General features: G+C 63.6%; 30 protein-coding genes and 1 riboswitch. Of the genes, 8 read left to right on the top strand and 22 right to left on the bottom strand.

The features are described 5' to 3' along the window. Nucleotides 1-55: 55 nt before the first annotated feature. The 4 genes from R2823_07720 to R2823_07705 all read right to left on the bottom strand — a co-directional run bounded on the left by R2823_07720 (nt 56) and on the right by R2823_07705 (nt 1,755). Nucleotides 56-838 (bottom strand): tRNA (adenine-N1)-methyltransferase, encoded by a 783-nt coding sequence (locus R2823_07720; GenBank protein MEZ5176078.1) that lies wholly within the window; start codon nt 836-838, stop codon nt 56-58. Between the two features lie 124 nt (nt 839-962). After that, the gene (locus tag R2823_07715; protein MEZ5176077.1) at nt 963-1,223 is read right to left on the bottom strand and encodes a hypothetical protein; all 261 of its coding nucleotides are present in this window, start codon (nt 1,221-1,223) and stop codon (nt 963-965) included. After that, entirely contained in the window at nt 1,220-1,417 is a 198-nt protein-coding gene (locus R2823_07710; protein ID MEZ5176076.1) for a hypothetical protein, read from the bottom strand. Before R2823_07710 ends, R2823_07715 begins: the two co-directional genes overlap by 4 nt. Further along, entirely contained in the window at nt 1,414-1,755 is a 342-nt protein-coding gene (locus R2823_07705; GenBank protein ID MEZ5176075.1) for a hypothetical protein, read from the bottom strand. Before R2823_07705 ends, R2823_07710 begins: the two co-directional genes overlap by 4 nt. A gap of 77 nt (nt 1,756-1,832) precedes the next feature. Here R2823_07705 and R2823_07700 point away from each other — a divergent pair, with 77 nt between their 5' ends. Continuing rightward, a complete protein-coding gene (locus R2823_07700; GenBank protein ID MEZ5176074.1) occupies nt 1,833-3,134 on the top strand; it encodes an MFS transporter in 1,302 nt (433 codons plus the stop codon). 22 nt (nt 3,135-3,156) lie between these two features. Here the strand turns inward: R2823_07700 and R2823_07695 are convergent, their stop codons facing one another. Genes R2823_07695 through R2823_07685 form a run of 3 tightly spaced genes read right to left on the bottom strand, consistent with a single transcriptional unit; the run spans nt 3,157 to nt 4,997 of the window. Continuing rightward, entirely contained in the window at nt 3,157-3,279 is a 123-nt protein-coding gene (locus R2823_07695; protein MEZ5176073.1) for a hypothetical protein, read from the bottom strand. Continuing rightward, nucleotides 3,276-4,439 (bottom strand): OmpA family protein, encoded by a 1,164-nt coding sequence (locus R2823_07690; GenBank protein MEZ5176072.1) that lies wholly within the window; start codon nt 4,437-4,439, stop codon nt 3,276-3,278. The genes R2823_07695 and R2823_07690 overlap by 4 nt, the downstream gene beginning before the upstream one ends. 39 nt (nt 4,440-4,478) lie before the next feature. Beyond that, nucleotides 4,479-4,997: a DivIVA domain-containing protein gene (locus R2823_07685; protein ID MEZ5176071.1), complete on the bottom strand. Its 519-nt coding sequence runs from the start codon at nt 4,995-4,997 to the stop codon at nt 4,479-4,481. Between the two features lie 129 nt (nt 4,998-5,126). On the opposite strand from R2823_07685, the gene R2823_07680 reads away from it, so the two are divergent. Both R2823_07680 and R2823_07675 read left to right on the top strand, forming a co-directional pair. Further along, complete coding sequence (locus R2823_07680) at nt 5,127-5,807, top strand: hypothetical protein (GenBank protein ID MEZ5176070.1); 681 nt, start codon at nt 5,127-5,129, stop codon at nt 5,805-5,807. Further along, a complete protein-coding gene (locus tag R2823_07675) occupies nt 5,804-6,790 on the top strand; it encodes a threonine/serine dehydratase (GenBank protein MEZ5176069.1) in 987 nt (328 codons plus the stop codon). Before R2823_07680 ends, R2823_07675 begins: the two co-directional genes overlap by 4 nt. 26 nt (nt 6,791-6,816) lie before the next feature. Here R2823_07675 and R2823_07670 read toward each other — a convergent pair whose 3' ends face one another. Genes R2823_07670 through R2823_07660 form a run of 3 tightly spaced genes read right to left on the bottom strand, consistent with a single transcriptional unit; the run spans nt 6,817 to nt 10,424 of the window. Continuing rightward, nucleotides 6,817-7,581, bottom strand: coding sequence for a hypothetical protein (locus R2823_07670; GenBank protein ID MEZ5176068.1), 765 nt, complete (start codon nt 7,579-7,581; stop codon nt 6,817-6,819). Between the two features lie 33 nt (nt 7,582-7,614). Beyond that, on the bottom strand, nt 7,615-8,808 hold the full coding sequence (locus R2823_07665; GenBank protein ID MEZ5176067.1) for a THUMP domain-containing protein: 1,194 nt from the start codon (nt 8,806-8,808) through the stop codon (nt 7,615-7,617). 35 nt (nt 8,809-8,843) lie between these two features. Next, nucleotides 8,844-10,424, bottom strand: coding sequence for a DUF389 domain-containing protein (locus R2823_07660; protein ID MEZ5176066.1), 1,581 nt, complete (start codon nt 10,422-10,424; stop codon nt 8,844-8,846). A 93-nt stretch (nt 10,425-10,517) separates the two neighbouring features. Here R2823_07660 and R2823_07655 point away from each other — a divergent pair, with 93 nt between their 5' ends. The 5 genes from R2823_07655 to R2823_07635 all read left to right on the top strand — a co-directional run bounded on the left by R2823_07655 (nt 10,518) and on the right by R2823_07635 (nt 14,240). Beyond that, entirely contained in the window at nt 10,518-11,465 is a 948-nt protein-coding gene (locus R2823_07655) for an ABC transporter ATP-binding protein (protein ID MEZ5176065.1), read from the top strand. Continuing rightward, on the top strand, nt 11,462-12,145 hold the full coding sequence (locus tag R2823_07650) for an ABC transporter permease (protein MEZ5176064.1): 684 nt from the start codon (nt 11,462-11,464) through the stop codon (nt 12,143-12,145). The genes R2823_07655 and R2823_07650 overlap by 4 nt, the downstream gene beginning before the upstream one ends. Further along, nucleotides 12,121-12,849 (top strand): ABC transporter permease, encoded by a 729-nt coding sequence (locus R2823_07645; protein MEZ5176063.1) that lies wholly within the window; start codon nt 12,121-12,123, stop codon nt 12,847-12,849. Before R2823_07650 ends, R2823_07645 begins: the two co-directional genes overlap by 25 nt. 87 nt (nt 12,850-12,936) lie before the next feature. Further along, nucleotides 12,937-13,839, top strand: coding sequence for an ABC transporter substrate-binding protein (locus R2823_07640; protein ID MEZ5176062.1), 903 nt, complete (start codon nt 12,937-12,939; stop codon nt 13,837-13,839). A gap of 32 nt (nt 13,840-13,871) precedes the next feature. Further along, nucleotides 13,872-14,240 carry a cupredoxin family copper-binding protein gene (locus tag R2823_07635; protein ID MEZ5176061.1) on the top strand — a complete coding sequence of 123 codons (369 nt, stop codon included), beginning with the start codon at nt 13,872-13,874 and terminating at the stop codon, nt 14,238-14,240. A gap of 3 nt (nt 14,241-14,243) precedes the next feature. Here the strand turns inward: R2823_07635 and tyrS are convergent, their stop codons facing one another. The 12 genes from tyrS to ribD form a co-directional block, all read right to left on the bottom strand. Continuing rightward, nucleotides 14,244-15,452, bottom strand: coding sequence for a tyrosine--tRNA ligase (gene tyrS, locus R2823_07630; GenBank protein ID MEZ5176060.1), 1,209 nt, complete (start codon nt 15,450-15,452; stop codon nt 14,244-14,246). Nucleotides 15,453-15,480: 28 nt separating this feature from the next. Continuing rightward, on the bottom strand, nt 15,481-16,017 hold the full coding sequence (locus R2823_07625; protein ID MEZ5176059.1) for a DNA-3-methyladenine glycosylase: 537 nt from the start codon (nt 16,015-16,017) through the stop codon (nt 15,481-15,483). Between the two features lie 66 nt (nt 16,018-16,083). Continuing rightward, a complete protein-coding gene (gene pheT / locus R2823_07620; GenBank protein MEZ5176058.1) occupies nt 16,084-18,474 on the bottom strand; it encodes a phenylalanine--tRNA ligase subunit beta in 2,391 nt (796 codons plus the stop codon). Next, on the bottom strand, nt 18,471-19,496 hold the full coding sequence (gene pheS / locus R2823_07615) for a phenylalanine--tRNA ligase subunit alpha (GenBank protein MEZ5176057.1): 1,026 nt from the start codon (nt 19,494-19,496) through the stop codon (nt 18,471-18,473). The genes pheT and pheS overlap by 4 nt, the downstream gene beginning before the upstream one ends. 177 nt (nt 19,497-19,673) lie before the next feature. Continuing rightward, a complete protein-coding gene (locus R2823_07610; GenBank protein MEZ5176056.1) occupies nt 19,674-20,405 on the bottom strand; it encodes an RNA methyltransferase in 732 nt (243 codons plus the stop codon). Between the two features lie 43 nt (nt 20,406-20,448). After that, nucleotides 20,449-20,805, bottom strand: a complete 357-nt coding sequence (gene rplT, locus R2823_07605; GenBank protein MEZ5176055.1) for a 50S ribosomal protein L20 — start codon at nt 20,803-20,805, stop codon at nt 20,449-20,451. Between the two features lie 8 nt (nt 20,806-20,813). Further along, nucleotides 20,814-21,008 carry a 50S ribosomal protein L35 gene (gene rpmI, locus R2823_07600; GenBank protein ID MEZ5176054.1) on the bottom strand — a complete coding sequence of 65 codons (195 nt, stop codon included), beginning with the start codon at nt 21,006-21,008 and terminating at the stop codon, nt 20,814-20,816. A 3-nt stretch (nt 21,009-21,011) separates the two neighbouring features. Then, complete coding sequence (gene infC / locus R2823_07595; GenBank protein MEZ5176053.1) at nt 21,012-21,728, bottom strand: translation initiation factor IF-3; 717 nt, start codon at nt 21,726-21,728, stop codon at nt 21,012-21,014. Nucleotides 21,729-21,943: 215 nt separating this feature from the next. Then, a complete protein-coding gene (ribH, locus tag R2823_07590) occupies nt 21,944-22,414 on the bottom strand; it encodes a 6,7-dimethyl-8-ribityllumazine synthase (protein ID MEZ5176052.1) in 471 nt (156 codons plus the stop codon). Continuing rightward, complete coding sequence (locus R2823_07585; GenBank protein ID MEZ5176051.1) at nt 22,404-23,621, bottom strand: bifunctional 3,4-dihydroxy-2-butanone-4-phosphate synthase/GTP cyclohydrolase II; 1,218 nt, start codon at nt 23,619-23,621, stop codon at nt 22,404-22,406. The genes ribH and R2823_07585 overlap by 11 nt, the downstream gene beginning before the upstream one ends. Beyond that, on the bottom strand, nt 23,618-24,226 hold the full coding sequence (locus R2823_07580) for a riboflavin synthase (GenBank protein MEZ5176050.1): 609 nt from the start codon (nt 24,224-24,226) through the stop codon (nt 23,618-23,620). The genes R2823_07585 and R2823_07580 overlap by 4 nt, the downstream gene beginning before the upstream one ends. Further along, nucleotides 24,226-25,281, bottom strand: coding sequence for a bifunctional diaminohydroxyphosphoribosylaminopyrimidine deaminase/5-amino-6-(5-phosphoribosylamino)uracil reductase RibD (ribD, locus tag R2823_07575; protein MEZ5176049.1), 1,056 nt, complete (start codon nt 25,279-25,281; stop codon nt 24,226-24,228). The genes R2823_07580 and ribD overlap by 1 nt, the downstream gene beginning before the upstream one ends. Nucleotides 25,282-25,284: 3 nt before the next feature. Next, a riboswitch (FMN riboswitch) is annotated at nt 25,285-25,403 on the bottom strand. Between the last annotated feature and the right edge of the window lie 11 nt (nt 25,404-25,414).

The following is a 25,414-nucleotide window of genomic DNA, read 5'->3' as shown; positions in this document are numbered from 1 at the left end:
GGCGAGTGTAGGACGGCATCTCGGCTGCGTCTGCGACCATCGTGGCGCGGCGTGCCTACAGCCGTCGCCTCCCGACGGTGATGAACCCCGTATGGCCCACCATCCGGTGTTCGGGGCGCACCGACCGTCCCGAGACCGACCATGAGCGCATGATGATCTCGAAGGTGTCGATCTCGAAGAACACCCCTGCATCGGCGATTGCGTCCCTGAGCTGCTGAACCTGGGGCACCGTCGGGAGGTAGGCGGCGAGCACTCCCCCGCCGGTGAGCTGTGACGCAGCGACCGGCACGACGGCCCACGGTTCGGGAAGGTCGAGCACGACCCGGTCCGGAACGATGGATTCGAGCTCGTGTTCGACGGAGCCCTCGATGAATGTCACATTGTGCGGTACGCTTCCCGCGAAACCGGCGATCACCCGTTTGGCATGCGTCAAGTGGTCGCCGCGCCGTTCGACGGTCACGACCCGTCCCTCGGGTCCGACGGCCCGGGACAACACAAGGGTGAGCGCACCCGAACCCGTCCCTGCCTCGACCACGCTGTGACCGGGAGCGATGTCTGCCCAGGTCACGATCGCTCCGGCATCCTTCGGATAGACGACGGCGGCGCCCCGCTTCATCTTCAGCACATAATCGGCGAGTCGGGGACGCACGACGACGACCTCGGAACCCATCGTGGAAACAACAGCGGACCCTTCCGGCCTTCCGATGATGTCGTCGTGCGCGATGGTGCCGCGGTCGTAGTGGAAGGTGTCACCAGCTTTCAGGGACAACAGGTGCCGCTTCCCGCGATGGTCGTATGCGAGGCACGACTCGCCTTCTGCAAAAAGCGGGTCGCTCATGTATCCGGGATGTGGTCGGTCATGTCACAGCGGGAAGCAACGCAGCTACGAAGGTGAGCGTCATCATGACCACGACGATCCAGATGACGATCTGGATCATGCGACGACGGTTTCGGGACACGATTCAGCGGCCGATCGTCGTGTCGGCGAGGGGCACGGCTCCCTTCCGGACCGTGATCCGCACGCTTTCGCCGTCACCGAGGATGTGGGTGTACAAGTGAGCCTTCTTGGTCCTCCGTTTCAGGTACCAGCCAGCGCCGATCAGGGACAGACCAACCATCGTCTGTGTGTTCGTCCCCGCCGTGCGCGTCGTTGCCCATCCGATGCGGGTCAGCGGATGAAACCGGCGGCGGAACCAGAACCGGAGGAGTGCGCCGGGCTTCACTGCTGGTATACCTCGACGCGGATCTTCGAGCGTCGGGACCTCCATGCGATCACCGCCACGATCACGACGACGGCGATACCCGCGACCACTGCGACGGTGGCGGCATTGGATCTCGCCTCCTCCTCGAAGTCCGTCACGACCCCTTCGATCTCGCGCAGTTTCGCTTCGAGATCTGCCTTGTTGATCGTGGTCATGCCGACTCCTCATCGAGGGCCGGACCAGCGGCATCGTGTACCCCTCGGTCCGGGACAAGCCCGATGAGGATGCCGCACAGCGCGACCAGCACGAGCACGAAGATGCCGTAACCGAGCGCCTGCCAGTACGCCCCCGTGGGGAGCACATCGAGCAGTGCCCTGAGACCGGCAACCGAAAGGAGAACAAGTGCCGCTGACCACAGCAACGCAGCGGCGATCGACTTGCCGGCGAAGGCTCCGAGCTTCTTGACTGGCTCGATGGTTTCCTGACGAAGGTACTCCCTGGCCATCGTCGTGAACTCACCGACCATTCTTGGGATGTCCTGTAGTTCTGCCATGGGTCCTCCACGAGACAGGGTACCGCTCCCGCGTGCTCGAAGCGTACCGCGAGGGCGGGTTGCTACGATGGGAGATCGTGGATCAGCCAGCGGAAGGCAACACCGTTCCCGGTGCCGTCATCGGACGCGCCCGCGCCAACCTGCTTCCACTTGTTGCGGGGCAGAGCGTCTCCCTGTTCGGGGACTATGTCGCGTTCTTCACCCTCCCGTACTTCATGCTTTCCCTCACCGGAGAGGCACTCGACCTCGGACTGACGGCGTTTGCCGAGACCCTTCCCATGGTGCTTTTCGGTCTTGCCGCGGGGGTACTGCTCGATCGGATGAAGCGTCTCGGTCGGTTGCTCGTTGCTGCGGATCTCGCACGGGCGCTCGCATTCGTGTTGCTCGCATTCCTCGCCTCGGAGTGGGGACCCGAGTTGACCGTGCGAACCAGCGCCATCGCGGTGTTCGTCGTCGCGTTCCTCGTCGGCTCCCTGTCGGTCCTGTTCGATTCGGGGCTTCAGACTTACATGACGCGGTGTCTTCTCGATTCGGATCTGATCACCGGCAACGCTCGACTCGGGCTCGCTCGCACCATTGCCCTGTCGGTTGGGCCCCTCGTCGGTGGGCTCGCCGTGACCGTGAGCGGAGGCTTCGCCGTGGCATTCGGCCTGAATGCCCTGACATTTGTGGTCTCGGCGGTGTTCCTTGTCCAGATTCGGCCGATTCGCCGCAGCGCGGCAGTCGCTGCGGAGCGGTTCCGCGTCGCGCTCGCAAGCGGACTTCGGGTGCTGTTTTCCGAGCCGGTCCTGCGCTGGGGAACGCTCGGCGGCACCATGACCAACCTCGTCTTCCAACCGCTTGAGGCGCTCTTGGTGCTGTTTGTTGCCCAAGAAGTGCTCCACATCGAAGCCATCACCGATGTCGCATCACGGGAGGGGCTTGCTGTTGGGCTCTTCATCGCCCTTCAGGCGGCTATCGGCTCGATCGGCGTGGCGTTCGCTGGGAGGGTTGCACGGCATGTCTCGCTCGGCACGATGTACATCGTGGGGCTCGTCATGCTCGGTGGGGGTTTCCTCGCGGTGGCCATGCTGCGCAGCTGGGTTGCTGTCGTTCCTGCGGGCGTTGCCCTCAGCGGGGTGACCTGGGTCAATGTCTCGCTCATGACGCTGCGACAGAAGCTCGCACCCGCCGATCAGATGGGGAGGGTGATCTCTGCCTCTCGAACGCTTGCATGGTCAGGGCTCCCGGTCGGGGCGGCGCTCGGGGGCATTCTTGCTGGCATCTTCGGCATCATCCCGGTGTATGTCGGAGGCTCGAGCGCCGTGCTGCTCGTTGCGTTGCTCCTGGTCCGCACGCCGCTGCACAGGGAACGGGTGATGGCGAGAAGTACCCCATGAGGGAAGGACCCGGGAATCCTACTCAGAGTCGACGGCGGCGTTTCCGGCGAGCCCCGCGTCGTGATTGCACCGTCCATCCGATGAGGAAGCCGAAGATGACGGCGATGATGATGAAGATGAGGATCTGGCCAGCGACATAGGTCATGGCGTGTCCTCCTCTTCGTACAGAGCCTTGAATTCGATTCTACGGTTCCGTGCCCTGCCTTCTTCGGTGTTGTTGTCGGCGATCGGCTGCGACTCACCGAACCAGACGACATCGAATCGATCGGGTGACTGGCCGTGCGCGACGAAGTATGCAAGGACCGCCCTTGCTCGGTCCTCGGAGAGCTGCATGTTGGCTTCCGCGGATCCATTCGCGTCGGCGTGACCGGCGATCTCGACGCGGATCTCGGGTGCGGTCTCAAGTTTGACGAGGATGCCGTCGAGGAGCAGCTGCCCTGCCTTGGTGATGACATCGCTCTGCACTTCGAACTCGACGACCTGGTCGAGAATCAGTTCGTTGATCTCGGTCTGGAGAGCGTCGACCTCCTCCTTGGTGGGTTCGTCCTCGGGCACACGGATGGCAGGATTCACATCGAAACCTATCTTGGAGGCCGCCTCCGCGATCGTGTTGTTGAGGGCGTTCCGGAGGCCCTTGTCGGGCACCTCGCCTGCCACCACAAGCAACTGGTCCACTGGGAACACCATCACCCGCCCGTCGGTCACCTCTTTCTCCACAGCGATGACCAGAGACAGAACGGTTCCGATCCAGTCCTTCTCATCGGCAATGCCTTCGACGACGGTGAGCTCCTCCACATCGACGCTGGCAAACGAACCAGCCAGCGTCGACTTGATGTGGCTTCTCCGCTCGTCGGTCGAGATCTCTCCCGAAACGACCGCTGCATCGTTGCTCCAGACGACCTCGATCGGATCACCGACAAGAACCGCATCATCGATCTGGTCAGCGGTGACAATCCAAATCTTGCCATCAACGCGGGTCACCCCGGCGAGTTGGAGAACGGCATCGAAGACTGCCTCTTCGGACATGCCTTCTTGCATCGATCCAGAGAGTTCGACATCGGTTCCGTGCGCTGCGACGAGGACACCGTCGAGGCCGTTCGCCGCCAGCAGTCCCTCGGTACGGCTTTCGATATCCGACTCGATCCATGAGGTACCGATGACGATGGCGGCAACAGCGAGGACGACAAAGGCGACAAGGACGAGGAACCCGAAGGCGCCGCCCGACATGACAGCATCATCGTCATCTGGCACCGTGAAGCCAGGGGGTGGCCGTTTCGGATGGGGAGTTACGGTTCGTTGCGCCATGGTCCGCACATTTTTCGCGTCTTGGAATGGTATCGGCAACTATCCGTACCGGTGAAGGACCTCTCTTGGTTGCGCGTCGTCGCCGGCTTTGGTCACGACCTCGGCGTCGTCGCGGATTCGCTTCGCTTCGGCTTGGGCGTCGGCCGTGATCGATGCGGCGATCTCGTTGGCTGCGCGTTCGATCGCGGCTGCGACCGCGAGCGCATCGTTGATCGAAGCGTCCACCGACTCGGCAGTCGGTTCGTGGGTGAGCCGCTGGGCCTCCTCCTTGGCGGCCGCGACAATCGCTGCCGCCTGCTGATCCGCCGCTTCGAGCAGTTTGGTCTTGGCCTCCGCGGCGGTGAAAAAGACGCCGCTTGCATCGATGTCCTGGATCTGAAGCCCACTCAGTTCGCGTTCGAGGCGCCGCACCCGGACTCCCTCGCGACGCAGGTCGGCCTGCAGTTGTGCGACCTCGTCCGCAACGGTCTCGAGGAAGGTATCGACCTCCGATCGATCGTATCCCTTCCGGTGGCTGGCGAATGCCGTCGTTCTGATTCGCTGTTCGAGATTGTGCATGGTGCGACCCTCACAGTTGTCGGTCGCCTTCCATGACCTCGAACCCACCATACCACTACCTCCCGTGTGCGTATACCTACTATGAGTGGTGTGCCTTCGTTGCGTCGGAAGGACCGGTACGGTGGTCCCATGGTGCATCTCGGGCGTGTCCTCCACGCTGGTGGCGGTGACTGTGAGGCGCTCGCAGCAAGGGGTCTCCTCCAGGCCGCCAACGCGATTTCGAGCCTCGGGTTCTCCGTTGCAGGGGTGCTGATCATCCTGTGGGCGCGGTCGGCGCCCGGTGTCGAACGAAGCTACCGAATCGGGTTCGGGTCACTGATGGTTGCAACCGGCATCGGGAGTTTCGTGTATCACGGCTCGGCCGCTGAATCGGGGCAGTTCCTCCACGACTTCACCTTCCTTGCAACGATCTGGACGCTCGCGATGATCAGCTTTGGCCGCGTGCGAGGGATGCCATGGACCTTGACATGGGGGTCCGTTGCGGGCGGCTCGGCAGTGCTCGCACTCCTCCTCGTTGCTGCGCCGTCCATCACGAACCTGCTCACAGCTGGCCTTGTCGTCGCTCTTATTGCTTCTGATATCGTGCTCGCGCGGAGCGGACACTTGGCGCGCGGGTGGCGGGTCGCGGCGATCGTGCTCATGTCCGCGGCAATCGTGGCGTACTTCGTCGGGCGCACCGGCGGCCCACTGTGCGAGCCCGGCTCGCTCCTCCAACCTCACGCGATCTGGCATCTGCTCGCGGCCGGCGCGCTCGCTGCCTACTTCGTCGCGACATCGGCTGTGCGGGCCGTCGACCGGGCAGCGTCATGAGCACCGTGACGATCGCGCAGATCCGGGATGCTGCGAACCGGATTTCTCGCCATGTGCATCGAACGCCGGTGATGACCTCCCGTGCGGTTGACGACCTTGTCGGTGCGACGGTGTACCTCAAGTGCGAGAACCTTCAACGCGTGGGAGCGTTCAAGGCGCGCGGCGCGACAAACGCCATCATGTCGCTCACGGATGCGCAAGCCGAACGCGGGGTGATCACCCACTCATCGGGGAACCACGGGCAGGCCGTCGCGTACGCGGCCCGAATGCGAGGCATACCCGCCACGGTGGTGATGCCGAACGACGCGTCAAGGGTGAAGATGGAAGCGGTTCGTTCCTACGGTGCGCACATCGTGCTGGTGCCTGCGCTTGAGCGTGCTGCTGCCACGGCGCAAGTCGCTGAGGCCACGGGGGCTGTTGTCGTGCATCCCTTCGACGATCCTTCGGTCATCGCCGGGCAGGGCACGGTCGCCCTCGAGTTGATTCAGGAGATCCCTCGGCTCGATCTGCTGGCTGCGCCCATCGGGGGCGGCGGGTTGCTTTCGGGGACCGCGATCGTTGCCGGGCACTACGGTCTTGGGGCGGTTGGGGCCGAACCAGAACAGGTCGACGATGCCTTTCGGTCGCTGCGTGATCGCGTCCGATATCCGGCGACGGGGAAGGCGAGCATCGCCGATGGTCTTCTGACCGGTATCGGGGAGCTTCCGTTTGCCATCCTGTCGGGCGAAGGGACTCGGGTCCTCGTCGTTTCCGAGGCCGAGATCATGGCCGCCACACGCTTCCTCGCCGAGCGGATGAAGCTCATCGTCGAACCGTCCGGGGCAGTGGTGCTCGCAGCGCTGTTGCGCTACCGGGATCAGTTCGCCGGCGCCCGCGTGGGGGCGATTCTCTCGGGCGGCAACATGGATCTCTCCCTGTTCAGCGAGTCGAGCGCTCCGTCTGATCACGATGCTGATGTTCACGGGCAGTCTCGGCCGGTATGAACGCGGCGAGCAGTGGCGTACGCCTCTCAGATCACCCCGGACAGGGCCGTCAGGGCTTCCGCATAGCCTGCCCTTGCGGTGTTGAAACTCACCGAGGCCCTCACTTCACGATCGCGGGCCGCTCCGAGTTCTGACGGAGGAGCGGACGGGTCAGCATCGATCACCCGATACCGGTACCGCGATTCCGCACGCGCGTCGAGTGCGTCCCTGAGCACGAGCATGGCCTCCACCGCTGCGCGGGCTGTTTCGGCTGTGCGCCGATCAGGTGCCGATGCTTCGAGTGCGTACAAGCGATCCTTCACCCGGTCGAACCGACCCGACAACGCCCTCCAAGTCTCCGCCCGCCCCGTTCCGGCCGTATCACCGACTTCGGTGGTGCCTGCGAACTGCGCATTCCCCCGCCACAGGGCCGTGTCCTCTGCCATCGCGTCGTAGAGCCATCTCGCATCTGCGTACGCGGCGCGTGCATGGTCCTTCCAGGTGGGCGCCGACGGGCTCGCCACAACGACCGTGCTCTTGCGGCCCCTCGCCACAAACGACGCGACGAGGATCACGAAGAGGAAACCGACCATGACGAGGATCCACCAAGGCGTCTCCGTCGCATCGGGCGTCTCGGCATCGACCGTTGTGGTCGGTGGAGTCGTCGTGTCGGGTGTCGTTGCTTCCGTTGTCTCCTGCGTCGCAACGATGACGACACCGGGGCCCGTCTCAGCGCCGAACGCCGAACCGGCGACCGCTGCAATCATCGACATGGCCACGAGGGCGACCAGCACGGTTCTGACGATGCGCATCTGGCGCATGCTACCGGTGGTCGCTACCGAGGATCAGAATCCCCCTGGTGACCAGTCTCGCAGCGCGAAGCTCTTGCGGGTTGCAACTGCGTCGAGCATCACCATCTCAGGGATGGCGCGGACGCCAACATCGATGTCACGCTCCCCCGCCCGGGTGGCAACCCGATGGCCTTCCGAAAGGTCGCACACCTCCTGTGCCCGTGCCGACAACTCCGCAGTGCCGATACGACGCGCCATGTCGATGATCGCCTCCTTGTCGAGACCGACGAGGGGACGCAATACCGGTATCTCGACGGCTGTTGACACGGCGATGAGATGTGGGAGGGTTTGTGACGAGACCTGGCCCAAGGCATCACCGGTCACGATGGCGCCGATCTCGGCCTCCCGTGCTATCAGCTCTGCGGCTCTCGCCATCAACACCTTGAGGATCACCTGACGCATGCGAGGGTCCACATGCTCGAACAGCGCGTCCTTGACAGGCTGGAACTCGACGAGATGCACCATCGGCTGGGTGCCGTGACCCCACCGCTTCCACAGCTCACAAGCAACGGCAAGCGCATGATCCGACTGGGCACAGTTGAGCGTGAAGTGGACGAAATCCACCGGGCATCCACGCGACATGAGCATCCACGCGGCGACGACCGAGTCGAAACCGCCCGAGATGAGGCTGAGAGCCCGTTCCTGTGTCCCGAGCGGAAGCCCTCCAGGGCCCTGTGTGTGGTCCGTGACCAACAAGGCGTCCCGATCGATCACCCGAACAGAGACCTCCACCTCGGGATCCGTGAGGTCGACAACACCTCCGGTCTCGACGAGCCGGGCTCCGATCAGCCGTGCAAGGTCGACCGAGGTCCAGTCGTGGTCACCGCTGCGCTTGACCCTCACCGCGAAGGTAGCTGATCCGACGGTGTCGGCGGTAAGGGCTGCAATGCTCGTCGCGAGATCTTCGATGTCGTCGAACGGAACAGCGACGACGCCGTCGACCGACGCGATCCCGAAGACCGTGGATGCGGCCGCTCGCACGCGTTCCACCGATCCTGGATCCGGTTCGATTGCGAACCGATGCGTCCCGATGCGTTCGATCGGTCCGTCGTAGCCCGCATCTGCGAGTGCCTTGGCCAGATTGGCCTTGACGGTGCGCACAAGCCCGCGCTGGGTGCGTCGCGACTTGAGATACACATCTCCCGAAGTCGTCAGATGCAGCACATGGCGGTCAAGCGTTGGATCCATACCGACAGAATACGGCGCTGAAGCGCACCCCTCCCCTATTGGTCTGCCGAGGTGAGGCGCTCCGAGGGAAAATACTCGACGATCACTTCGACCTGCTCAGTGAATTCCTTCTGGAGGGATTCCTCGAGCGTCGCGATCGGAGGCAAGTCCCCCTGGCCCGTGATCACGACCTCGACGGTCGTGCCGCGGACCGAAACCCGATTGATGCGCAGCCCCGGTTCTCCTCCGATCCAGGCACTGGTCAGCTGCTGAGCCTCGGATTGCCGGTTGGCGGACACGATGATCCCTTCGGAGGTAAACGCGAGCGGGACGATGATGATCATGGCCCCGAGCAACACCGTTCCGATGATCGTGCGCATCTTGTCCGAGTTCTCCCGCATCTGGTCGATGGGCGCAAGCCCTCCGACCACGAACACGATGGATGCCACGAGGATGATCGACACGAGGTTGGTAGCGAACAAGAGGAATGCCCCGAGAGCGTCAGAACCCGCTCCGTCCTGAAGGGTGACGCCCACGACCGCGAGGGGCGGAACGAGGGCGACGGCGATCGCGACCCCGGTGATCGACGATGAGACTCGCTTGTCGATCGTGGCATAGGCCCCTGCTGCACCGGCCGCGACCGCGATCATCATGTCGATCAATGTCGGGGACACGCGCGACAGAACCTGGGTATTGCTCGAAAGGGCGATCAGCTGCGGTGTCCAGGTCGCGATGAGCCATGACACACCGATGGCGACGACGACACCGCCAACCACCGTTGCAAACGAGGTCGAGACGCGTCGGACCCAGCCGTTGACGATGCCCGCACTCACACCCATGATCGGCGTCATTAGCGGAGCGACGAGCATCGCACCGATCACGACTGCGGTGGAATCAGCGAGGATGCCGAGGGTCGCGATCGCGACGGAAAGCACGAGTAGAACCCAGAACCCGACCTGTTTCTGGACCGAGTCGGGTGCCTCGAAGTAAAGGCTGTCGATCACCTCGCCTCGCATCTCTTCACCGAGATCACGCTCAGATAGCCACTCCTTTGCGAAGGCGCCCAGATCGCCAGGGCTGACATCGCTTGCATCGGGGTCGGTGACACCGATCGCGAGCATGATCGCCCCGGTCACGATGGCTGCGCTGGCCACCACGAGAACGAGCGACCCGGCGATGGTCTCAGGAAGAACGGCAATCAGAACACCCGCCGCGATATAGATCGTCCCCCGAACCGTGTTGAAGACCCAGTTCTCATCGACGCGCCGCGAGCGGAGCGCGCGCAAGATGACCCCGAAACCGACCAGCCCGAAGACGAAGCCGATGGCTTTCGCGATCACCCCAACGGCAGGGTCGGCAAACACGACGAGAAACGCAGCAGTGGCGAGGTACAACGCACCGGTGAGAAGCTCGAGATACCGCCTCGATTCGGTTCTCACCGCCGACCAGACGGTTGCGAGACCGAGGACGACGAGGGCAACGATCACGATCCACTGAAGAACTCGCTCGGTGAAGGCCTTGGCGGTGAGAGCCACGAGACCGGCAACGAGGAGCGTCAGCCCACGAGCGGTGACCGGGTTGATCCACTCCGGGACATAGCGACGGGACGGCTCCCCGGTCCGGTCAGGTGAGGTCATGGTCGGGACACGATAGCCTCGATCCGTGCCGGGACCCCAACCGTGACGAGATCGTGCTGGCGGCCGTAAGGTGCTCCCGTGCTACCGACACCCATGATCGAACTCGAGCGGGTCACGAAACGCTATTCAGACACCGACGGCAATGTCGTTTCGGATCTGACCCTCACGGTGAACGAGGGCGAGGTTGTGGTGCTCGTGGGGCCATCCGGCTGCGGCAAGACCACAACCTTACGCATGATCAACCGTCTCGTGGATCCGACCTCAGGGTGCATTGTTGTCGCTGGCGCGGCGATCGATGCGGTCCCCGCACACGAACTGCGACGCACCATCGGCTATGTGATCCAGCAGATCGGCTTGTTCCCGCATCGAACCGTTGCCGAGAACATGGCCACGGTCCCGACCCTCCTCGGTTGGGGCCGTGGCCGAATCCGCCGTCGCGTCGACGAACTCGCCGACCTCGTCGCCATCGACCGCTCCATGCTCGATCGCTACCCCGATGCGCTCTCCGGCGGCCAGAGGCAGCGAATCGGAGTCGCGAGGGCACTCGCCGCCGATCCACCCGTTCTGCTCATGGACGAGCCTTTCGGCGCCGTGGACCCAATTGTCCGCAAGCATCTCCAGCGGGAACTCCTCGATCTTCAGGCTCGGCTGCACAAGACGATCGTCATGGTCACCCACGACATCGACGAAGCTGTCCTCGTTGGGGACCGTGTCGCCATGCTGAGCCATGGCGGTGTCCTCGAACAGTACGCCGCCCCAGCGGAGCTTCTCGCACATCCGGCCAACGACTTCGTGGCAGGGTTTCTCGGGAGCGACCGTGGCCTCAAGCGCCTTTCCCTTCTTCCGATCGACGACTCCTGCATCGAGGATCTCCCGACAACGATCGAGTCTCCAACGGGCGTCGTCGAGGTGACCGGCAGCCTCAAGGATGCTCTCGACGCAATCGTGTCAGGAAACGGCATGTCCGCATCCGTCCACGACAACGGGCAACCCATCGGGATCATCACGATCGACTCCGTCCACCGACCCATCAGGCCATGACCTCGATCGCGCAAACATCCCAACCACTCGTCGTGTGGGAGTGGATCGGCCGAAACCTCGATGTCATCTGGGACCGGACGATCGAGCATCTCGTCCTCACAGGCATCGCGATCGGAGCCGGGATCGTGGTCAGCATTGCCTTGTCGGCGGTTGCGATGAGGTGGCGACGAACCTATCCGCCGATCACTTGGGTGGCTGGTCTGCTGTACACGATTCCCAGCCTTGCCCTGTTCACCTTCCTCGTACCGATCACCGGCTTGTCGATCCTCACGGCCGAAATCGGGCTGGTGTCGTACACGCTGCTGATTCTCATCCGCAACATGGTCACCGGCGTCGATGAGGTGTCCCGTGAGGTCCTCGACGCCGCCGACGGGATGGGTTTCACCCGCGCGGGACGCTTCATGCGTGTCGAACTACCTCTTGCACTCCCGGTGATCATTACCGGCATCCGGCTTGCGACCGTGACCGTCGTCGGCCTTGTGACCGTCACATCCCTCATCGGTCTCGGTGGCCTCGGGTACTTCATCCTCAGGGGGCTTCAGAACTTCTCAAGCCCGATCGGTACGACCCAGATCCTCGTCGGGAGCGTCCTCTCGGTTGTCCTCGCGGTGGTTGTGGATCTCTCGCTGGTCATGTGTCTGCGCGCCCTGACGCCGTGGCGCAACCGAAAGCCGGTGTGATGGACGGATTCGTTGGCGATGTCGTCGACTGGTTTATGGATTCCGGCAACTGGACCGGGATCGACGGGATCCCGAATCGGATGTGGGAACACATTCAGATGTCGGCGCTCGCGATGGTGATTGCCTCGCTCTTTGCAATCCCAATCGCCGTTGTGCTCGCGCATCGCCGCCTTGGTGGCTCGTTCGTGGTCGCCATCGTGAACATCGGTCGAGCGGTGCCGTCATTCGCGATCATCGCCGTGTCGCTCCCGATCACGATCCGGATGGGCCTCGGCCTCGGATTCTGGCCAACGCTCCTTGCATTGCTCTTTCTTGCCATTCCGCCGCTGTTTTCAAACGCCCACGCGGGCATCTCAGGCATCGATCCGCCGGTCGTCGACGCAGCGAGAGGAATGGGCATGACCGAGACCCAGATAATGGTTCGCATCGAAGTCCCCCTCGCAATGCCCGTCCTGCTCGCGGGTGCACGCGTCGCAGCGGTGCAGGTGATCGCGACGGCGACCCTTGGTGCGTTGGTTGCGTGGGGAGGCCTCGGACGCTACATCATCGACGGCTTCGCGACCCAGGACCTCCCCGAGGTCTTCGCCGGCGGGTTGCTGGTCGCCATTCTCGCCATCGCTGCCGAGCTCGCCTTTTCGGTCGCGGAACGCGCCGCTCGGACGACACAGCACTCCCACATGAGCGAAGGCCTTCCATCACGGTGACCGTCATTCATCTGTTCTCCGAGCAGTACCGTTGACTCGTCGGCATGTGGTCGACCCACGACGAGCGTGAAAGGGAGAACCATGCGGATGTTCCGCAACCGACTGTTTGGGACCGTGATCGTGTGCGTTGCACTCGTTGCAGCCGCGTGTTCGTCGGATGGTGGCTCACAAGACGGCACCACGATCGTGATCGGTTCCGCGAGCTTCGGGGAATCCGAGCTGCTCGCCGAGATCTATGCCCAGGCCCTCGAAGACAAGGGATTCCCGGTTGAACGCAAGTTTGGGGTTGGGTCCCGTGAGATCTACGCCACGGCACTCGAATCGGGCGAGCTGCACCTGGTTCCCGAATACATCGGCTCAGCCCTCACCTACCTTGGCGGGACGGCGTCCTCTGATGTGGAAGCAACCACCGAAGCCCTTCGTGAGGCATGGTCCCCGAAAGGGATCAGCGTCCTCGAACCTGCGGACGCCCAGGACAAGAACGGATTCGTGATCACCGAGTCGACCGCTACGGCGCTCGGGGCAACCAAGGTGAGCGATCTGGCCGCCGCCGGGGGCTCCCTTGTCCTCGGCGGACCACCCGAATGTCCGGAACGGCCATTCTGCCTCATTGGACTCCAGGATGTCTACGGACTGACCTTTGCCTCATTCCGTCCCCTCGACACGGGTGGCCCCCTCACCGTGACGGCACTCAAGGAAGGCGAAATCGATGTCGGCCTGCTGTTCACAACCGACGGAGTCATCGCCGCCGAAGGGTTCGTGCTGCTCGAGGACGACAAGGGCCTCCAGCCCGCAGAGAGCATCGTCCCGGCGATCGCAACCTCCATTCTTGACGAATACGGTGATGATCTCACCGAGGCACTGAACGCGGTGAGCGCCAAGCTGACCACCGCGGGTCTCACCGAGATGAACCGGCTCGTCGGCTATGTCGGTGACGACCCCGTGCAGGTCGCAACGGATTGGCTCAAGACCGAAGGCCTCATCGACTGAGAGCGTGACAGCTCGATCTGAGGAGGAACACGATGCGGATTCATCGAACACGAACAGTGCTCGCAACCGCGGTTTTCGCCGTGAGCGTCGCCGTCGTCGGATGCTCGTCGGGAACCGACGAAGCGCCTACCACCACGGAAGCAAAGGCTGAGGCGTCAGAGGTGACGATCGACAACTTCCGGTTCGATCCCGCCGAGGTGACGGTGGCGGCTGGCGACACGGTGACATGGACCAACCGCCAAGGGGTATCGCATACCACGACCTCGGCAAACGGGACCTGGGACTCAGGATCGCTCAGCACGGATGGGTCGTTCGCATTCGTCTTCGATGAAGCCGGGACCTACGACTACTTCTGCGCGATCCATCCGTCGATGACGGGATCGATTGTCGTCACCGGCTGACGCTCAGGTCGTGAATCGGACGAAGCGGCGTTTCCCGACCTGGACGACCGCGTTGGTGAGTGCCGAACGCGTGATGGTTTCGTCGTCGTGGCGTTCGCCGTCGATCCTGACAGCGCCTTGGCTGATCATCCGGCGGCCCTCACTGTTGGAGGTGACCATGCCGGCATCGTTGAGGAGTCCCGGCAGCCACACCTCATCGACATCGGGGAGCGCAAAGGTCTCGATGTCGACGGGTGCTTCCTTGTCGCGGAACACCCGGTCGAAAGCTGCCTCGGCATCCGTCCCTGCGCCTTGTCCGTGATACCGGTCAACGATCGTCCGCGCGAGAAGCCGCTTCTGCTCCCCTGGATGAAGCGACCCGCTTGCGAGTCCCCGGTCGATCTCGCGTGTTTCCTCGGTGGTTGATCCGGCTGCGAGACGGAACCACGGCACCATCGCCTCGTCAGGAATGGACATGGTCTTACCGAACATCGTATCTGCGTCGTCCCGGACCGAGATGTAGTTGCCAAGGGACTGGGACATCTTGTTGGTACCGTCCGTTCCGACGAGCAACGGAACCGTCGCGACCGACTGGGGTTGCTGTCCTGCGCGCTCCTGGAGGTCCCTGCCCATCAGGAGGTTGAGGAGTTGGTCCGAACCTCCGATCTCCACATCAGCCCTCACTGCCACTGAATCGGTACCTTGCAGGAGCGGATACATGAACTCGATCAGCGAGATCGGTTCGTTGGCCTTCCAACGGCGGGCGAAATCGTCTCGGTCCATGAGTCTCGACACCGTCACGCTCGCTGTCATGTCGAGCACGGCCGCCATATCCATGGCTCCGAGCCACTCCGAGTTATGTCGGATCTCGAGGCGTTCGTCGAGCAGCAAGGACTTGATGGTCGGGAGGCATCCCCTGGCGTTGGCCGCGACCTCGTCATCGGTGAGACGCTTTCTCGTCGCTGACTTGCCCGACGGGTCGCCCACCTGTGCCGTGAAGTCGCCGAGGATGAGAACGGCGAGGTGTCCCATCTCCTGGAATCGCCGCAGAAGGTCGAAGACGACAGCCCATCCAAGCGTCACATCGGGCGCGGTCGGATCGACGCCGAGCTTCACACGAAGGGGTACACCCGTCTCGACCGAGCGCTCGATCTGTTCTCGAAGGGCACCTTCGGGGAGCGTCACCTCGACGGTTCGCGTGATGTAGTCGTACTGCTCTTCGGGGCTTGGCATCGCGCCGAAGCGTAGACGACTGGGGTGCTCAGGCATGATCGGGCCCGGGCTGCGCGACGAAACGCCAGAGACGGTCCTTCGCTCGCGAGATTCCGACCCGAGGTGTGGCAAGCACCCGAGTGGGCGCCTTGCCGGGCGCGAGCCCGATGCGTGCGTTGTCGATCGGCAAACCCGAATGGCGGGTGGTCAGTCCCAGTGCCTGGCCGAGCTTTCCCGGTCCGTCCGCGAGATGCTGCGAACGCCCCCGACGATGCTCCATGATCTCGCGCCCTTCGACCGGTGTTCCACCTCGCAGCAGCACCGCCTGTGCCGCTCCCTGTGGCCCCGTCACGACATTCACGCAGTGGTGGACGCCGTAGCTCAGGTACACATAGATCAGCCCGCCCCTTGCAAACATGGGAGCGGTCCGAGCCGTCTCGCCCCGGTAGGCGTGGGAGGCAGGATCGTCGACTCCCATGTACGCCTCGACCTCGGTCAGCTCCACCGCTGTCAGCCGACCGTCGATTCTCGTCGAGAACACGCAGCCGAGGAGTCTCGGCGCGACCTCGGTGGCGCTTTGCGCCAGAAGATCTTCGATCCATCCATCGCGTCACATCAGGTCGGCGATCCGCAAGCCTTCAAAGTAGGGCACTCAGAGCTCCCCACGCAGCGAGCCGCCGACGGCCCCACCCACCGCGTCGACGATTGTCCTGCGAACTTCGCCTGCTTCGGCATCGGTGAGGGTTCGGTCGGGTGCCCTGAGCGTGAAACGGATCGCGAGCGATTTGTTGCCCTCACCGACCGCATCACCGCTGAAGACATCGAAGACCCGCATGTCCTCGATCAGGTGTGGGGCCGCCGTTGCCGCCGCGTCGAGCACGGAACGCGCTGGTGTCGATGCCGACACGACGAACGCCATGTCGAAGATCGCAGGTGGGAACACGCTCGGCGCCGTGTATTGCCATGGCCCCCGATCAACGAGCAGTTCGGCGAGATCGAGCTCGCCGGCTGCAACCGGCCCGTCGAGGTCGAACCTGCGGACGACCGCGGGGTGCAGCTCACCGGCCGTCCCGATGACCACATCCCCGATCGTGAGCTCGGCACACCGTCCGGGATGGAAGCCGGGCGCCTCCGCCTTCCTGACCGCCGCGTCGGGAATGGAAAGCGCACCGCCGAGCACCTCCCAGATGCCGGTCGCGTCGTAGACGGTCGGCTTGCGGCCTCGGCCGTCCCATGCCACGGGTGGCTCGCCAGCGAGGATGAAGGCAAGCCGATCCGGCTGTTCGGGGAGTTTGCCGACACCGCTGAGGAACACCTTGCCGATTTCGAACAGTCGCGACTCGTGAGTCGTTCTGGCAAGGGCCGACGCCGCCGCCTTCGCAAGACCCGGCAACAGGGTCGTCCGCATCACACCTTCGGCGTCGTTGAGGGGATTCACGACGCGAATTCCGGTGCGTGCCGGGTGGCCCTCCGGGTAGTTCATCGCGTCGACATCAGCGGTTCCCATGAACGAGAAGGTCAGCATCTCGTGGTATCCGGCACCGACCATGATCTGGCGGATCAGCCGAAGCCTTCGTTCCTCATACGGCAATCCGCCGCCAGGCCCGTTCGGAACGGTGTCCGGTATCCCCGCGAAGCCATGGAGGCGGGCGATCTCTTCGACGACATCGACCGGGGCCCGAACATCGGGGCGACGGGTGGGCACCGTGACCGTGAGCGGATCGGTGCCCTCGACCTCGAACGACATGCGTCGAAGCAGATCGCTTGTGGTGTCAGGGTCGAGTGCAATCCCAAGGATGCGTTCCGTCGTGGCGAGTGGGTAGGTGATGCTCCATGGTCGGACATCCGCAGGATTCACATCGACCGGCCCCGGGGCAGGTAGGCCTCCGGCGGTTTGGACGAGAAGCTGGGCAACTCGGTCGGCGGCCATCGCACAGAACGACGGATCAGCGCCGCGCTCGAACCGCATCGAAGCCTCACTGCGCAGCCCCATGTGTTTCGAGGTTTCAAGAATCGTCGCGGGATCCCAATACGCGGCCTCGATGAAGACATCCGTGGTTTCGTGCCCCACCTCGGTCGTTGCCCCACCCATCACGCCGCCGATCGCGACCGGCGCGACTCCATCGGTGACAACGAGGTCAGATCCTGTGAGAGTGCGAAGCCGATCGTCGAGCGTGACGATGGTCTCCCCATCGGTTGTCAGCCTCACCTGAATCGTCGTTCCGAGCCGGTCGACATCGAACGCGTGGGTCGGGTAGCCGAACTCGATCATCGCGTAGTTCGACGCATCGACGACATTGGAGATGGGACGAATCCCCGCCTGCATCAGACGCCATCGCATCCAATGGGGTGAAGGTCCGACCCGGACCCCTCGCACGCGTCGTCCCGCGAACCTGCCGCAGAGCTCAGGGACATCGATCGTGACGGTGATGTCGTTGCGTGCGCCGCCCTCGCGGAGGTCGATGTTCTGGCCCCGGAGCGGCACCTGGAAGTACGCGGCGAGATCCCGACAAAGCCCGTAGACGGAGAGACAATCGGGACGGTTCGGGGTCACATTGATCTCGTAATGCACATCGGGCAGACCCATGAACGCTGCGAAGTCGCCACCAAGGACAAAGCCATGGGGAGCATCGAGCACCATGATCCCGTCGGCGTCATCCCCGAGTCCCAGCTCGGTCTCCGAGCAGATCATCCCGTTCGAGGTGACGCCGCGGATCTCACGACGGGCGATCTCGAAAGAAGGGTCGAGGACCGCTCCCGGGACGGCAACGGGAACGATGGCGCCGACCTCGAAGTTCCACGCGCCACAGACGATGTCGAGCACCTCATCACCGATGTCGACCCTCGTCAAGCGCACCTTGTCGGCGTTCGGGTGTCTCGTGATGTCGGTGACCTTCCCGACGACGACGCCTCGAAATCCTGCTTCGAGGTCGTGCCAGTTCTCGACCTCGTGTCCGAGGCTCTCGAACACCTCGATGAGCTCCTCGGGATTCCTCGTCGGAAGGGTGACGAACTCGTCAATCCACGATCGGGTGAGCTTCATCGGTACTGCTCCAAGATGCGTGGGTCGGCGTCGAGGAGGGTTCGTAGGTCGTTGATGCCGTGGCGGACCATCGCCATCCGCTCGATCCCCATGCCGAAGGCGAAGCCCGTATATGCGTCGGGGTCGTACCCGACATGCTCAAAAACCGCAGGATTCACCATGCCGCAACCGAGCAGCTCGATCCACTGGCCGTTTGTGTACGCATGCATCTCGGCTGATGGCTCGGTGAACGGGAAGTAGTGCGGTATGAACTTGACGCTGGTGTCAGGACCGAAAAAGGCCTTCGCGAAGTAGGCAAGCGTGCCCTTGAGGTCGCCAAGGGTGATGTTCTCATCGACGGCGAGGCCCTCGAGCTGGGTGAACACCGGCGAGTGTGTCGCGTCGACGGCGTCCGCACGGTACACCCGACCCGGGACCACGACATAGGTCGGTGGGTCGTGCTGTTCCATATGTCGGGCCTGCATGGGCGAAGTGTGCGTGCGCAGGAGGACACCCTCGTGTTCGTCGCCGTAGTCGAGGTAGAGCGTGTCGCTCTCGAGCCGCGACGGATGGGACTTCGGGATGTTCAGCGCCGTGAAGTTGTAGAACTCGGTCTCTGCTTCCGGTCCTGTTGCCACGGTATACCCGAGACTGACGAAGATGTCGATGATCTCGTCCATGGTCGACTGGATCAGGTGATGTGTCCCACGCCGTGGCCGACGGCCCGACAAGGTGACATCCACCGTTTCGGTTGCCAGCCGTGCCGCTTCTTCTGCCTGTTCGACGACCTCGCGCTTCGCGGCAACGAGCGCCTCGATCTGTTTGGCAACATCGTTGATGGCCTTGCCGGCCGCTCCCCTCTCGGCAGGATCGGCAATCTGACCGAGGCCCTGGCGTGCCTTCGCGATCGGCGAGGAACGCCCGACGAGCGCTGATTCGACGACATCGAGTTCGGCGGTCGTTGAAGCAGACTCGATGCGTGCAGGAGCTTCCGTCGCGAGCTTGCGCAGTGGTTCCATCGATGGCGGCAGACTAGCGGTCATGGTTTCCTCGGTTGCGTTGGCGTCGATGCATCAAAAAAGCCCGGGAGTCACCCGGGCCGTTGATCGTGTGGTGAGACGAGTCAGGATGCCCGAGGTGACCTCGGAAAGAACTCGTTCGTGAATCGGATAGGTGTCATTGTGTTCGAGAGGCTATCAGAGTCGTGCTGTCGCGCCAATTCAACGCCGCGAGATGGCCACCATTGCCAGCGCTGCCGCAACCGACGCGTTCAGGCTCTCGACGGGGCCGGGCATCGGAATCGTGTAGGAGATGTCGCAGGCCGCGACGGTCTGTGGATCGAGTCCGTGGGCTTCGGATCCGACAAGCAAGGCATACGGTCCTCCCGTTGCCACCTCATGATGCCCACCGCTCACAACCGTCGCGACCTTGGTGTGGTCCGCGAGCTCATCGATTCCATCGATTCGACTGATGGCGGCGGCGAAATGGGCCCCGGCTCCTGAACGAAGCGTCTTCGGACTCCACAGGTCCACCGTCGCGGGGGTCGTCACGACGGCCCATCGGAACGCCACCGCCGTTCGGATGATGGTGCCCGCGTTCCCCGGATCGCCGACACCCACGAGCACCACGACATCGTCGTAAGGAACCGGCGTCGGCGGCGGTCGGTCAAAGACCGCTACCGGTGATTGGGGGTGTTTGGTGTCGGCAACTGATGCGAGCACGCGATCGGTGACAAGGATCGGAACGACTCCGGTTCGTTCAGCCGCGGCGATCGAGAACGAGTCGCCGGGTGTCACAAGCAGCATCTCTGGGATGAGCCCGGCCCCCGTTGCGGCTGCAAACAGCGTTGGCCCTTCGACGAGGATGCGGCCGGTCTGGTCGCGTTCCTTTCGGCGCTTGAGGCCTGCCACGGCCTTGATTGTGCTGTTTGTGGTCGACGAAACGACGGCCACCGCTCACCTCACGACGCATACCATCGAGGCATGAACAACCCGACTATTCGGTTGCGGTCGTTGCGACCTCGACCAGGGCTCGGAAGGCGTCCGGGTCGCTGACGGCCATCTCAGCGAGCATCTTCCGATCGACCTCGATGTCAGCAGCCCTGAGGCCCGCCATGACACGCGAATAGGTCGAGCCGTTCTGGCGGGCCGCTGCGTTGATTCGTTGGATCCAGAGGCGCCGGAACTGTCCCTTTCGTGCCCGACGATGGTCGTAGCTGTCCTGCATGGCGTGCATGACCTGTTCACGCGCGGTGCGGTACCGCCGTGATCGTGCCCCGGTGTAGCCGGAGGCACGGTCCATGATCTTTCTGCGTTTCTTGCGTGCGTTCACCGAACGCTTCACTCGAGCCATGATGCCTCCTAGTTGCCGAGCATGCGGTCGATTCGCTTGGCGTCGCCACCGCTGAGAATCCCGGTGCCGTCGGCGCGACGCCATCGGGTGGCACTCTTCTTGTTCCGGTTGTGGCCGTGCCAGGCCTTCTGGAACTTGATCTTGCCGCTTCCGGTGCGCTTGAAGCGCTTCGCGGCTCCCTTGTGGGTCTTCATCTTCGGCATCTGCTATTCCTCTCCAATCTCGACCGTCGCCGCAGCGCCGGGCGTGAGCCCTTCGTCGGCGAGCTCGGCATCGGAGTCCTGCTCCACATCGTCGTGGTCATCGTCGTGGTGGTCGTCGTCGAGATCCTCCGGAGGGGGGCCCGCCGGCATGTCCGCGGCAGGTACGAGAACCATGGTCATGTTGCGACCGTCGAGCCGCGGCATGGTCTCGATTTCGGCATAGTCCTCGACCTGTTGATAGAGCCGGTCGAGGATGTCCTTCCCGAGCTCGGGATGGGCGACTTCACGACCTCGGAAGCGCATCGTGCACTTGACCTTGTCCCCTTGCTGGAGAAACTTGACGACTCGCTTTCTCTTCACCTCGAAGTCGCTCGCACCGATCTTGGGTCTGAACTGAACCTCTTTGACCACGGTACGCGTCTGGTTCTTTCTGGCTTCCCTCGCCTTCACGGACTGGTCGTACTTGTACTTCCCGTAGTCCATCAGCCGCACCACTGGGGGTCTGGCATCGGGTGCCACTTCGACGAGATCGAGTCCGAGTTGCGCTGCGAGCCAGCGAGCCTCGTCAATGTCCTTCTCGCCGATCTGGCCCCCGTCTGGGGCGATCAATCGGACGCGTTTGACGCGTATGCGTTCGTTGACGCGTGGTTCGACGATGGGGGTACCTCCTGTGTCCCGGGGCCGAGCGGGGCGCCCACGGAACCAGCGACAGCGTGTCACGCTGCCAGGAAGTCCGGACCTACTGCACCTTGTGCCGCATCGCCTGCGTCGGTGAGCAGGTGGGAAGCAGGCGCCTCCTCTTGCTCTTTCTGTCACGGTGAGACTAGCGGTCTGTTGCTCGAATTGGGAGCGCGTATCGCCACAGCGTCACCGTCGTTCCTCGGGGCGACACCCTGCGAACACATAGTGGTGGGTGGCGGCCGCCTGTTCGGGTCTCAACCCGATGGGATCGCGCGCAGGGTATTCGCCGTGGTGACCGCCGCGATGGCCGCCTCACGGCCCTTGTTGTGAACCCCGGGCTTGGATCGCAGCTCGGCGTGTTCAATGTGTCGCACGGTGAGGACTCCGAACGCGACGGGAATGCCCGTATCGAGCTGCACCCTCATGAGGCCTTCCGCGGTCCGGCTTGCGACATGGTGGTAGTGATCGGTCTCGCCTTCCACGACCGCTCCGAGGCACACGACGGCGTCGTAGCCGACCTCCGCGAGTTTCTGTGCGATCACGGGCAGCTCGAATGCTCCCGGCGCATCGAGAACCAGGATCTCGTCGGCATCGGCTGCCTCGAGCCATGCGATCGCACCGTCCCGGAGACCATCGGTGATGCCACGGTTGAAGGTACTCGTCACGACGCCGATGCGGAGGCCGGCTGCGCTCACCTCATCGGAGGAGCCAGGATCAACCCTCATCGGGCGCCCCCGAACCGAGATGGCCCATCCGGTGAGCCTTCGTCGCGAGATACTCGCGGTTCTGGTCGGTTTCGCCGACCCAGAGAGGGTCTCGACCGCTCACCTCGACACCGAACCGGGTGAGTTGCGTGATCTTGTCAGGGTTGTTGGTGAGCAGCTTCACGCTGCGAATCCCCAGATCGTGAATGATCTGCGCATCAACGCCGTAGTGGCGTGCATCATCTGCATGTCCCATCTCCAGATTCGCATCGACCGTATCGAGACCCTGCTCCTGGAGGTGGTATGCAGCGATCTTGTTGATGATGCCGATCCCTCTCCCCTCGTGCGATGTGTTGTACACGAGAACCCCCTCACCCCGTTCATGGATGCGGCGCATCGACTCGGTGAGCTGCGCGCCACAGTCGCATCGCAGCGAGCCGAATGCGTCTCCGGTGAGGCACACCGAATGGACGCGGGTGAGGACATCGGACTTGTCCGCCACATCGCCCATGACGAGCGCAACATGCTGGGTCGGGCCGATGGCAGCCTCATAGCCAATCATCGTGAACACACCATGTTGGGTTGGAAGCGATGCCGAAGGGCCGCGTCGGACGATGCCTTCGGTTCGCCACCGATACGCAACCAGGTCGTCGATGGAGATCATGACGATGTGATGCTCAGCCGCGAACGCTTCGAGCGTCGCACCTCGCGCCATCGTGCCGTCATCGTTGACGATCTCGCACAGTGCACCGGCGGGTTTCAAACCGGCAAGCCTTGCGAGGTCGACAGCGGCTTCGGTGTGGCCCGGTCGGACAAGGACTCCGCCTTCCCGATATCGGAGCGGGAAGATGTGGCCCGGCCTCGAGAAGTCTGAGGCCTTGGTTCCGTCATCCACGACCGCCCGGATCGTCGACGCCCGGTCTGCCGCGGATATCCCTGTTGTCGTCCCCTTCGTGTAGTCGATGGAGATCGTGAATGCGGTCTTGTGCATGTCGGTGTTTTCGAGCACCATCAGCGGGAGCTCGAGACGATCGAGGATCTCTCCGACGGTTGGGAGACACACCAGCCCCGAGGTGTATCGGACCATGAAGGCGAGGTGTTCCGCGGTGACCTTCTCTGCCGCGATGATCAGGTCGCCTTCGTTCTCGCGATCCTCGTTGTCGACGACCAACACGAACTCGCCATTCGCGATCGCCTTGATCGCGTCCTCGATGGGGCTGAGTGTCATGGGCCGTATCCCAGGAGTCGCTCGACATACTTGGCAACGATATCCACTTCGAGGTTCACCCGATCCCCGACGCTCCGTTTCCCGAACACGGTGCTGGTCATCGTGTGCGGGATCAAGGCAACCTCGATCCATGGATCAGGCTCTCCGGGTTCCGACACGGCGGTAAGGGTGAGGCTGACACCGTCGACGGCGATGGATCCCTTCTCGACGGTGTAGGGGGCGATGACGGGCGGGATCTGGATTCGCAGTCTCCGCGCCTCACCTTCAGATTCGATTCCGCTGATCGTTCCGACACCATCGACATGGCCCTGGACGATGTGGCCATCGAATCGACCCATCGCGACCATCGGTCGTTCCAGGTTCACAGCACCTTCGACGGTGAGGTCCGCGAGTGCCGAGCGACCGAGCGTCTCGCCGATGGCGTCGCAGGTGAACCCGATGGGTGAGATCTCGGTTGCCGTGAGACAGACACCGTTGACGGCGATCGAATCACCCACCGCGGCCCCTGCGACCGTGTGCGGCGCCCTGATCACGAGGCGTGCACCCCCATCCGTCGGCTCAATGGCGGTGACCGTACCGACCTCGGTGATGATTCCCGTGAACATCAGCGGCCCCCGGGTCTCGGGTCGGCAATGATCCGTACATCGCCGCCAACCCTCTCCACCGATTGGATGCTGATGTCGATGGCATCGCCGATCGTCTCGAAGCGGGCATCGAATGCGGGGAGCCCGACTCCACCGGCGAGTCTTCCTCCGAGATACCAGACGATCCGGTCGACAGCACCGGCCGCGAGAAACGAGTGTGCAAGGGTCGGGCCCGCCTCCACCATGGCCGACACGATGCCCCGTGCTCCGAGCTCCTCGAGCATCGCTCCGATGTCGACGCGGCCATCGCTACCGGCCCGGAACACGAGGGGATCACGGTCGCCGATGGCGGCACCGCTCGGGAGGGGTCGCCTCCCGGCAAGGACAACCGGCACGGGCTGGGGTCCCTTGTAGCCCTCGAGCCGCACCGTGAGGGCAGGGTCGTCCGCGATGACCGTCCCCATGCCGGTGATGATCGCGTCGTGCTCCGCCCGCAGACGGTGCACATCTTCACGCGCTTCCTTTCCGGTGATCCAGCGGGAGGTCCCGTCGACAGCTGCGACCTGTCCGTCGAGGGTGGTTGCCACCTTGAGCGTGACGAACGGAAGGCCCGTTCTGCGGTGATGGAAGTAGCCGGGGTCGGCAGCGACGACCTCCTCAGCGACCACACCCGACACGACCTCGATCCCGGCCCCCTCGAGACGCGCAAGCCCCGTTCCGGCAACCCTCGGGTCGGGATCGGTGGCTCCCACCACCACCCGGGCAACGCCCGCATCGATCAGGGCGTCCGCGCATGGCGGGGTGCGACCGTGGTGGCTGCACGGTTCAAGGGAGACGATGACCGTCGCGCCTCGAGCGAGGCCGATCTCGGGCAAATGGTCCAGCGCGTCCGCTTCGGCGTGAGGTGTTCCCGGCCCCTCGTGGACCCCCACCGACAGCACCCGGTGGTCGGGTGTCACGATGATGGCTCCGACCCGTGGATTCGGATGCGGGTAGGTCGATCGAGCTTCGTGGATCGCTGCACGCATCAGCTCCTCCACGCCGAGTCCATCGGGTATGTCGACGGCGCGACGCAAAGCGTCCCCTTTCTTCCATCCGGACTGTCACCGTCGGCCCCGGACTCTCACCGGATCGGCCCCAGGGGGGTTCGCGGGCTGTTACCGCCGGTCGGGAATTGCACCCTGCCCCGAAAGAGGTATGTGCAACACA

The sequence above is a fragment of the Acidimicrobiia bacterium genome, from assembly GCA_041393965.1.
GTDB lineage: Bacteria > Actinomycetota > Acidimicrobiia > Spongiisociales > UBA5794 > UBA5794.
Note: the sequence above shows the minus strand (reverse complement) of the source record. Positions and strands in the feature narration are given on the sequence as shown.

Coding starts and splice junctions, on each gene's coding strand:
- R2823_07720 (MEZ5176078.1), bottom strand. CDS start 838: ATGAGCGACCCGCTTTTTGCAGAAGGCGAGTCGTGCCTCGCATACGAC.
- R2823_07710 (MEZ5176076.1), bottom strand. CDS start 1,417: ATGACCACGATCAACAAGGCAGATCTCGAAGCGAAACTGCGCGAGATC.
- R2823_07705 (MEZ5176075.1), bottom strand. CDS start 1,755: ATGGCAGAACTACAGGACATCCCAAGAATGGTCGGTGAGTTCACGACG.
- R2823_07695 (MEZ5176073.1), bottom strand. CDS start 3,279: ATGACCTATGTCGCTGGCCAGATCCTCATCTTCATCATCATCGCCGTC.
- R2823_07690 (MEZ5176072.1), bottom strand. CDS start 4,439: ATGGCGCAACGAACCGTAACTCCCCATCCGAAACGGCCACCCCCTGGC.
- R2823_07685 (MEZ5176071.1), bottom strand. CDS start 4,997: ATGCACAATCTCGAACAGCGAATCAGAACGACGGCATTCGCCAGCCAC.
- R2823_07680 (MEZ5176070.1), top strand. CDS start 5,127: ATGGTGCATCTCGGGCGTGTCCTCCACGCTGGTGGCGGTGACTGTGAG.
- R2823_07675 (MEZ5176069.1), top strand. CDS start 5,804: ATGAGCACCGTGACGATCGCGCAGATCCGGGATGCTGCGAACCGGATT.
- R2823_07670 (MEZ5176068.1), bottom strand. CDS start 7,581: ATGCGCATCGTCAGAACCGTGCTGGTCGCCCTCGTGGCCATGTCGATG.
- R2823_07665 (MEZ5176067.1), bottom strand. CDS start 8,808: ATGGATCCAACGCTTGACCGCCATGTGCTGCATCTGACGACTTCGGGA.
- R2823_07660 (MEZ5176066.1), bottom strand. CDS start 10,424: ATGACCTCACCTGACCGGACCGGGGAGCCGTCCCGTCGCTATGTCCCG.
- R2823_07655 (MEZ5176065.1), top strand. CDS start 10,518: ATGATCGAACTCGAGCGGGTCACGAAACGCTATTCAGACACCGACGGC.
- R2823_07650 (MEZ5176064.1), top strand. CDS start 11,462: ATGACCTCGATCGCGCAAACATCCCAACCACTCGTCGTGTGGGAGTGG.
- R2823_07640 (MEZ5176062.1), top strand. CDS start 12,937: ATGTTCCGCAACCGACTGTTTGGGACCGTGATCGTGTGCGTTGCACTC.
- R2823_07635 (MEZ5176061.1), top strand. CDS start 13,872: ATGCGGATTCATCGAACACGAACAGTGCTCGCAACCGCGGTTTTCGCC.
- tyrS (MEZ5176060.1), bottom strand. CDS start 15,452: ATGCCAAGCCCCGAAGAGCAGTACGACTACATCACGCGAACCGTCGAG.
- pheT (MEZ5176058.1), bottom strand. CDS start 18,474: ATGAAGCTCACCCGATCGTGGATTGACGAGTTCGTCACCCTTCCGACG.
- pheS (MEZ5176057.1), bottom strand. CDS start 19,496: ATGACCGCTAGTCTGCCGCCATCGATGGAACCACTGCGCAAGCTCGCG.
- rplT (MEZ5176055.1), bottom strand. CDS start 20,805: ATGGCTCGAGTGAAGCGTTCGGTGAACGCACGCAAGAAACGCAGAAAG.
- rpmI (MEZ5176054.1), bottom strand. CDS start 21,008: ATGCCGAAGATGAAGACCCACAAGGGAGCCGCGAAGCGCTTCAAGCGC.
- ribH (MEZ5176052.1), bottom strand. CDS start 22,414: ATGAGGGTTGATCCTGGCTCCTCCGATGAGGTGAGCGCAGCCGGCCTC.
- R2823_07585 (MEZ5176051.1), bottom strand. CDS start 23,621: ATGACACTCAGCCCCATCGAGGACGCGATCAAGGCGATCGCGAATGGC.
- R2823_07580 (MEZ5176050.1), bottom strand. CDS start 24,226: ATGTTCACGGGAATCATCACCGAGGTCGGTACGGTCACCGCCATTGAG.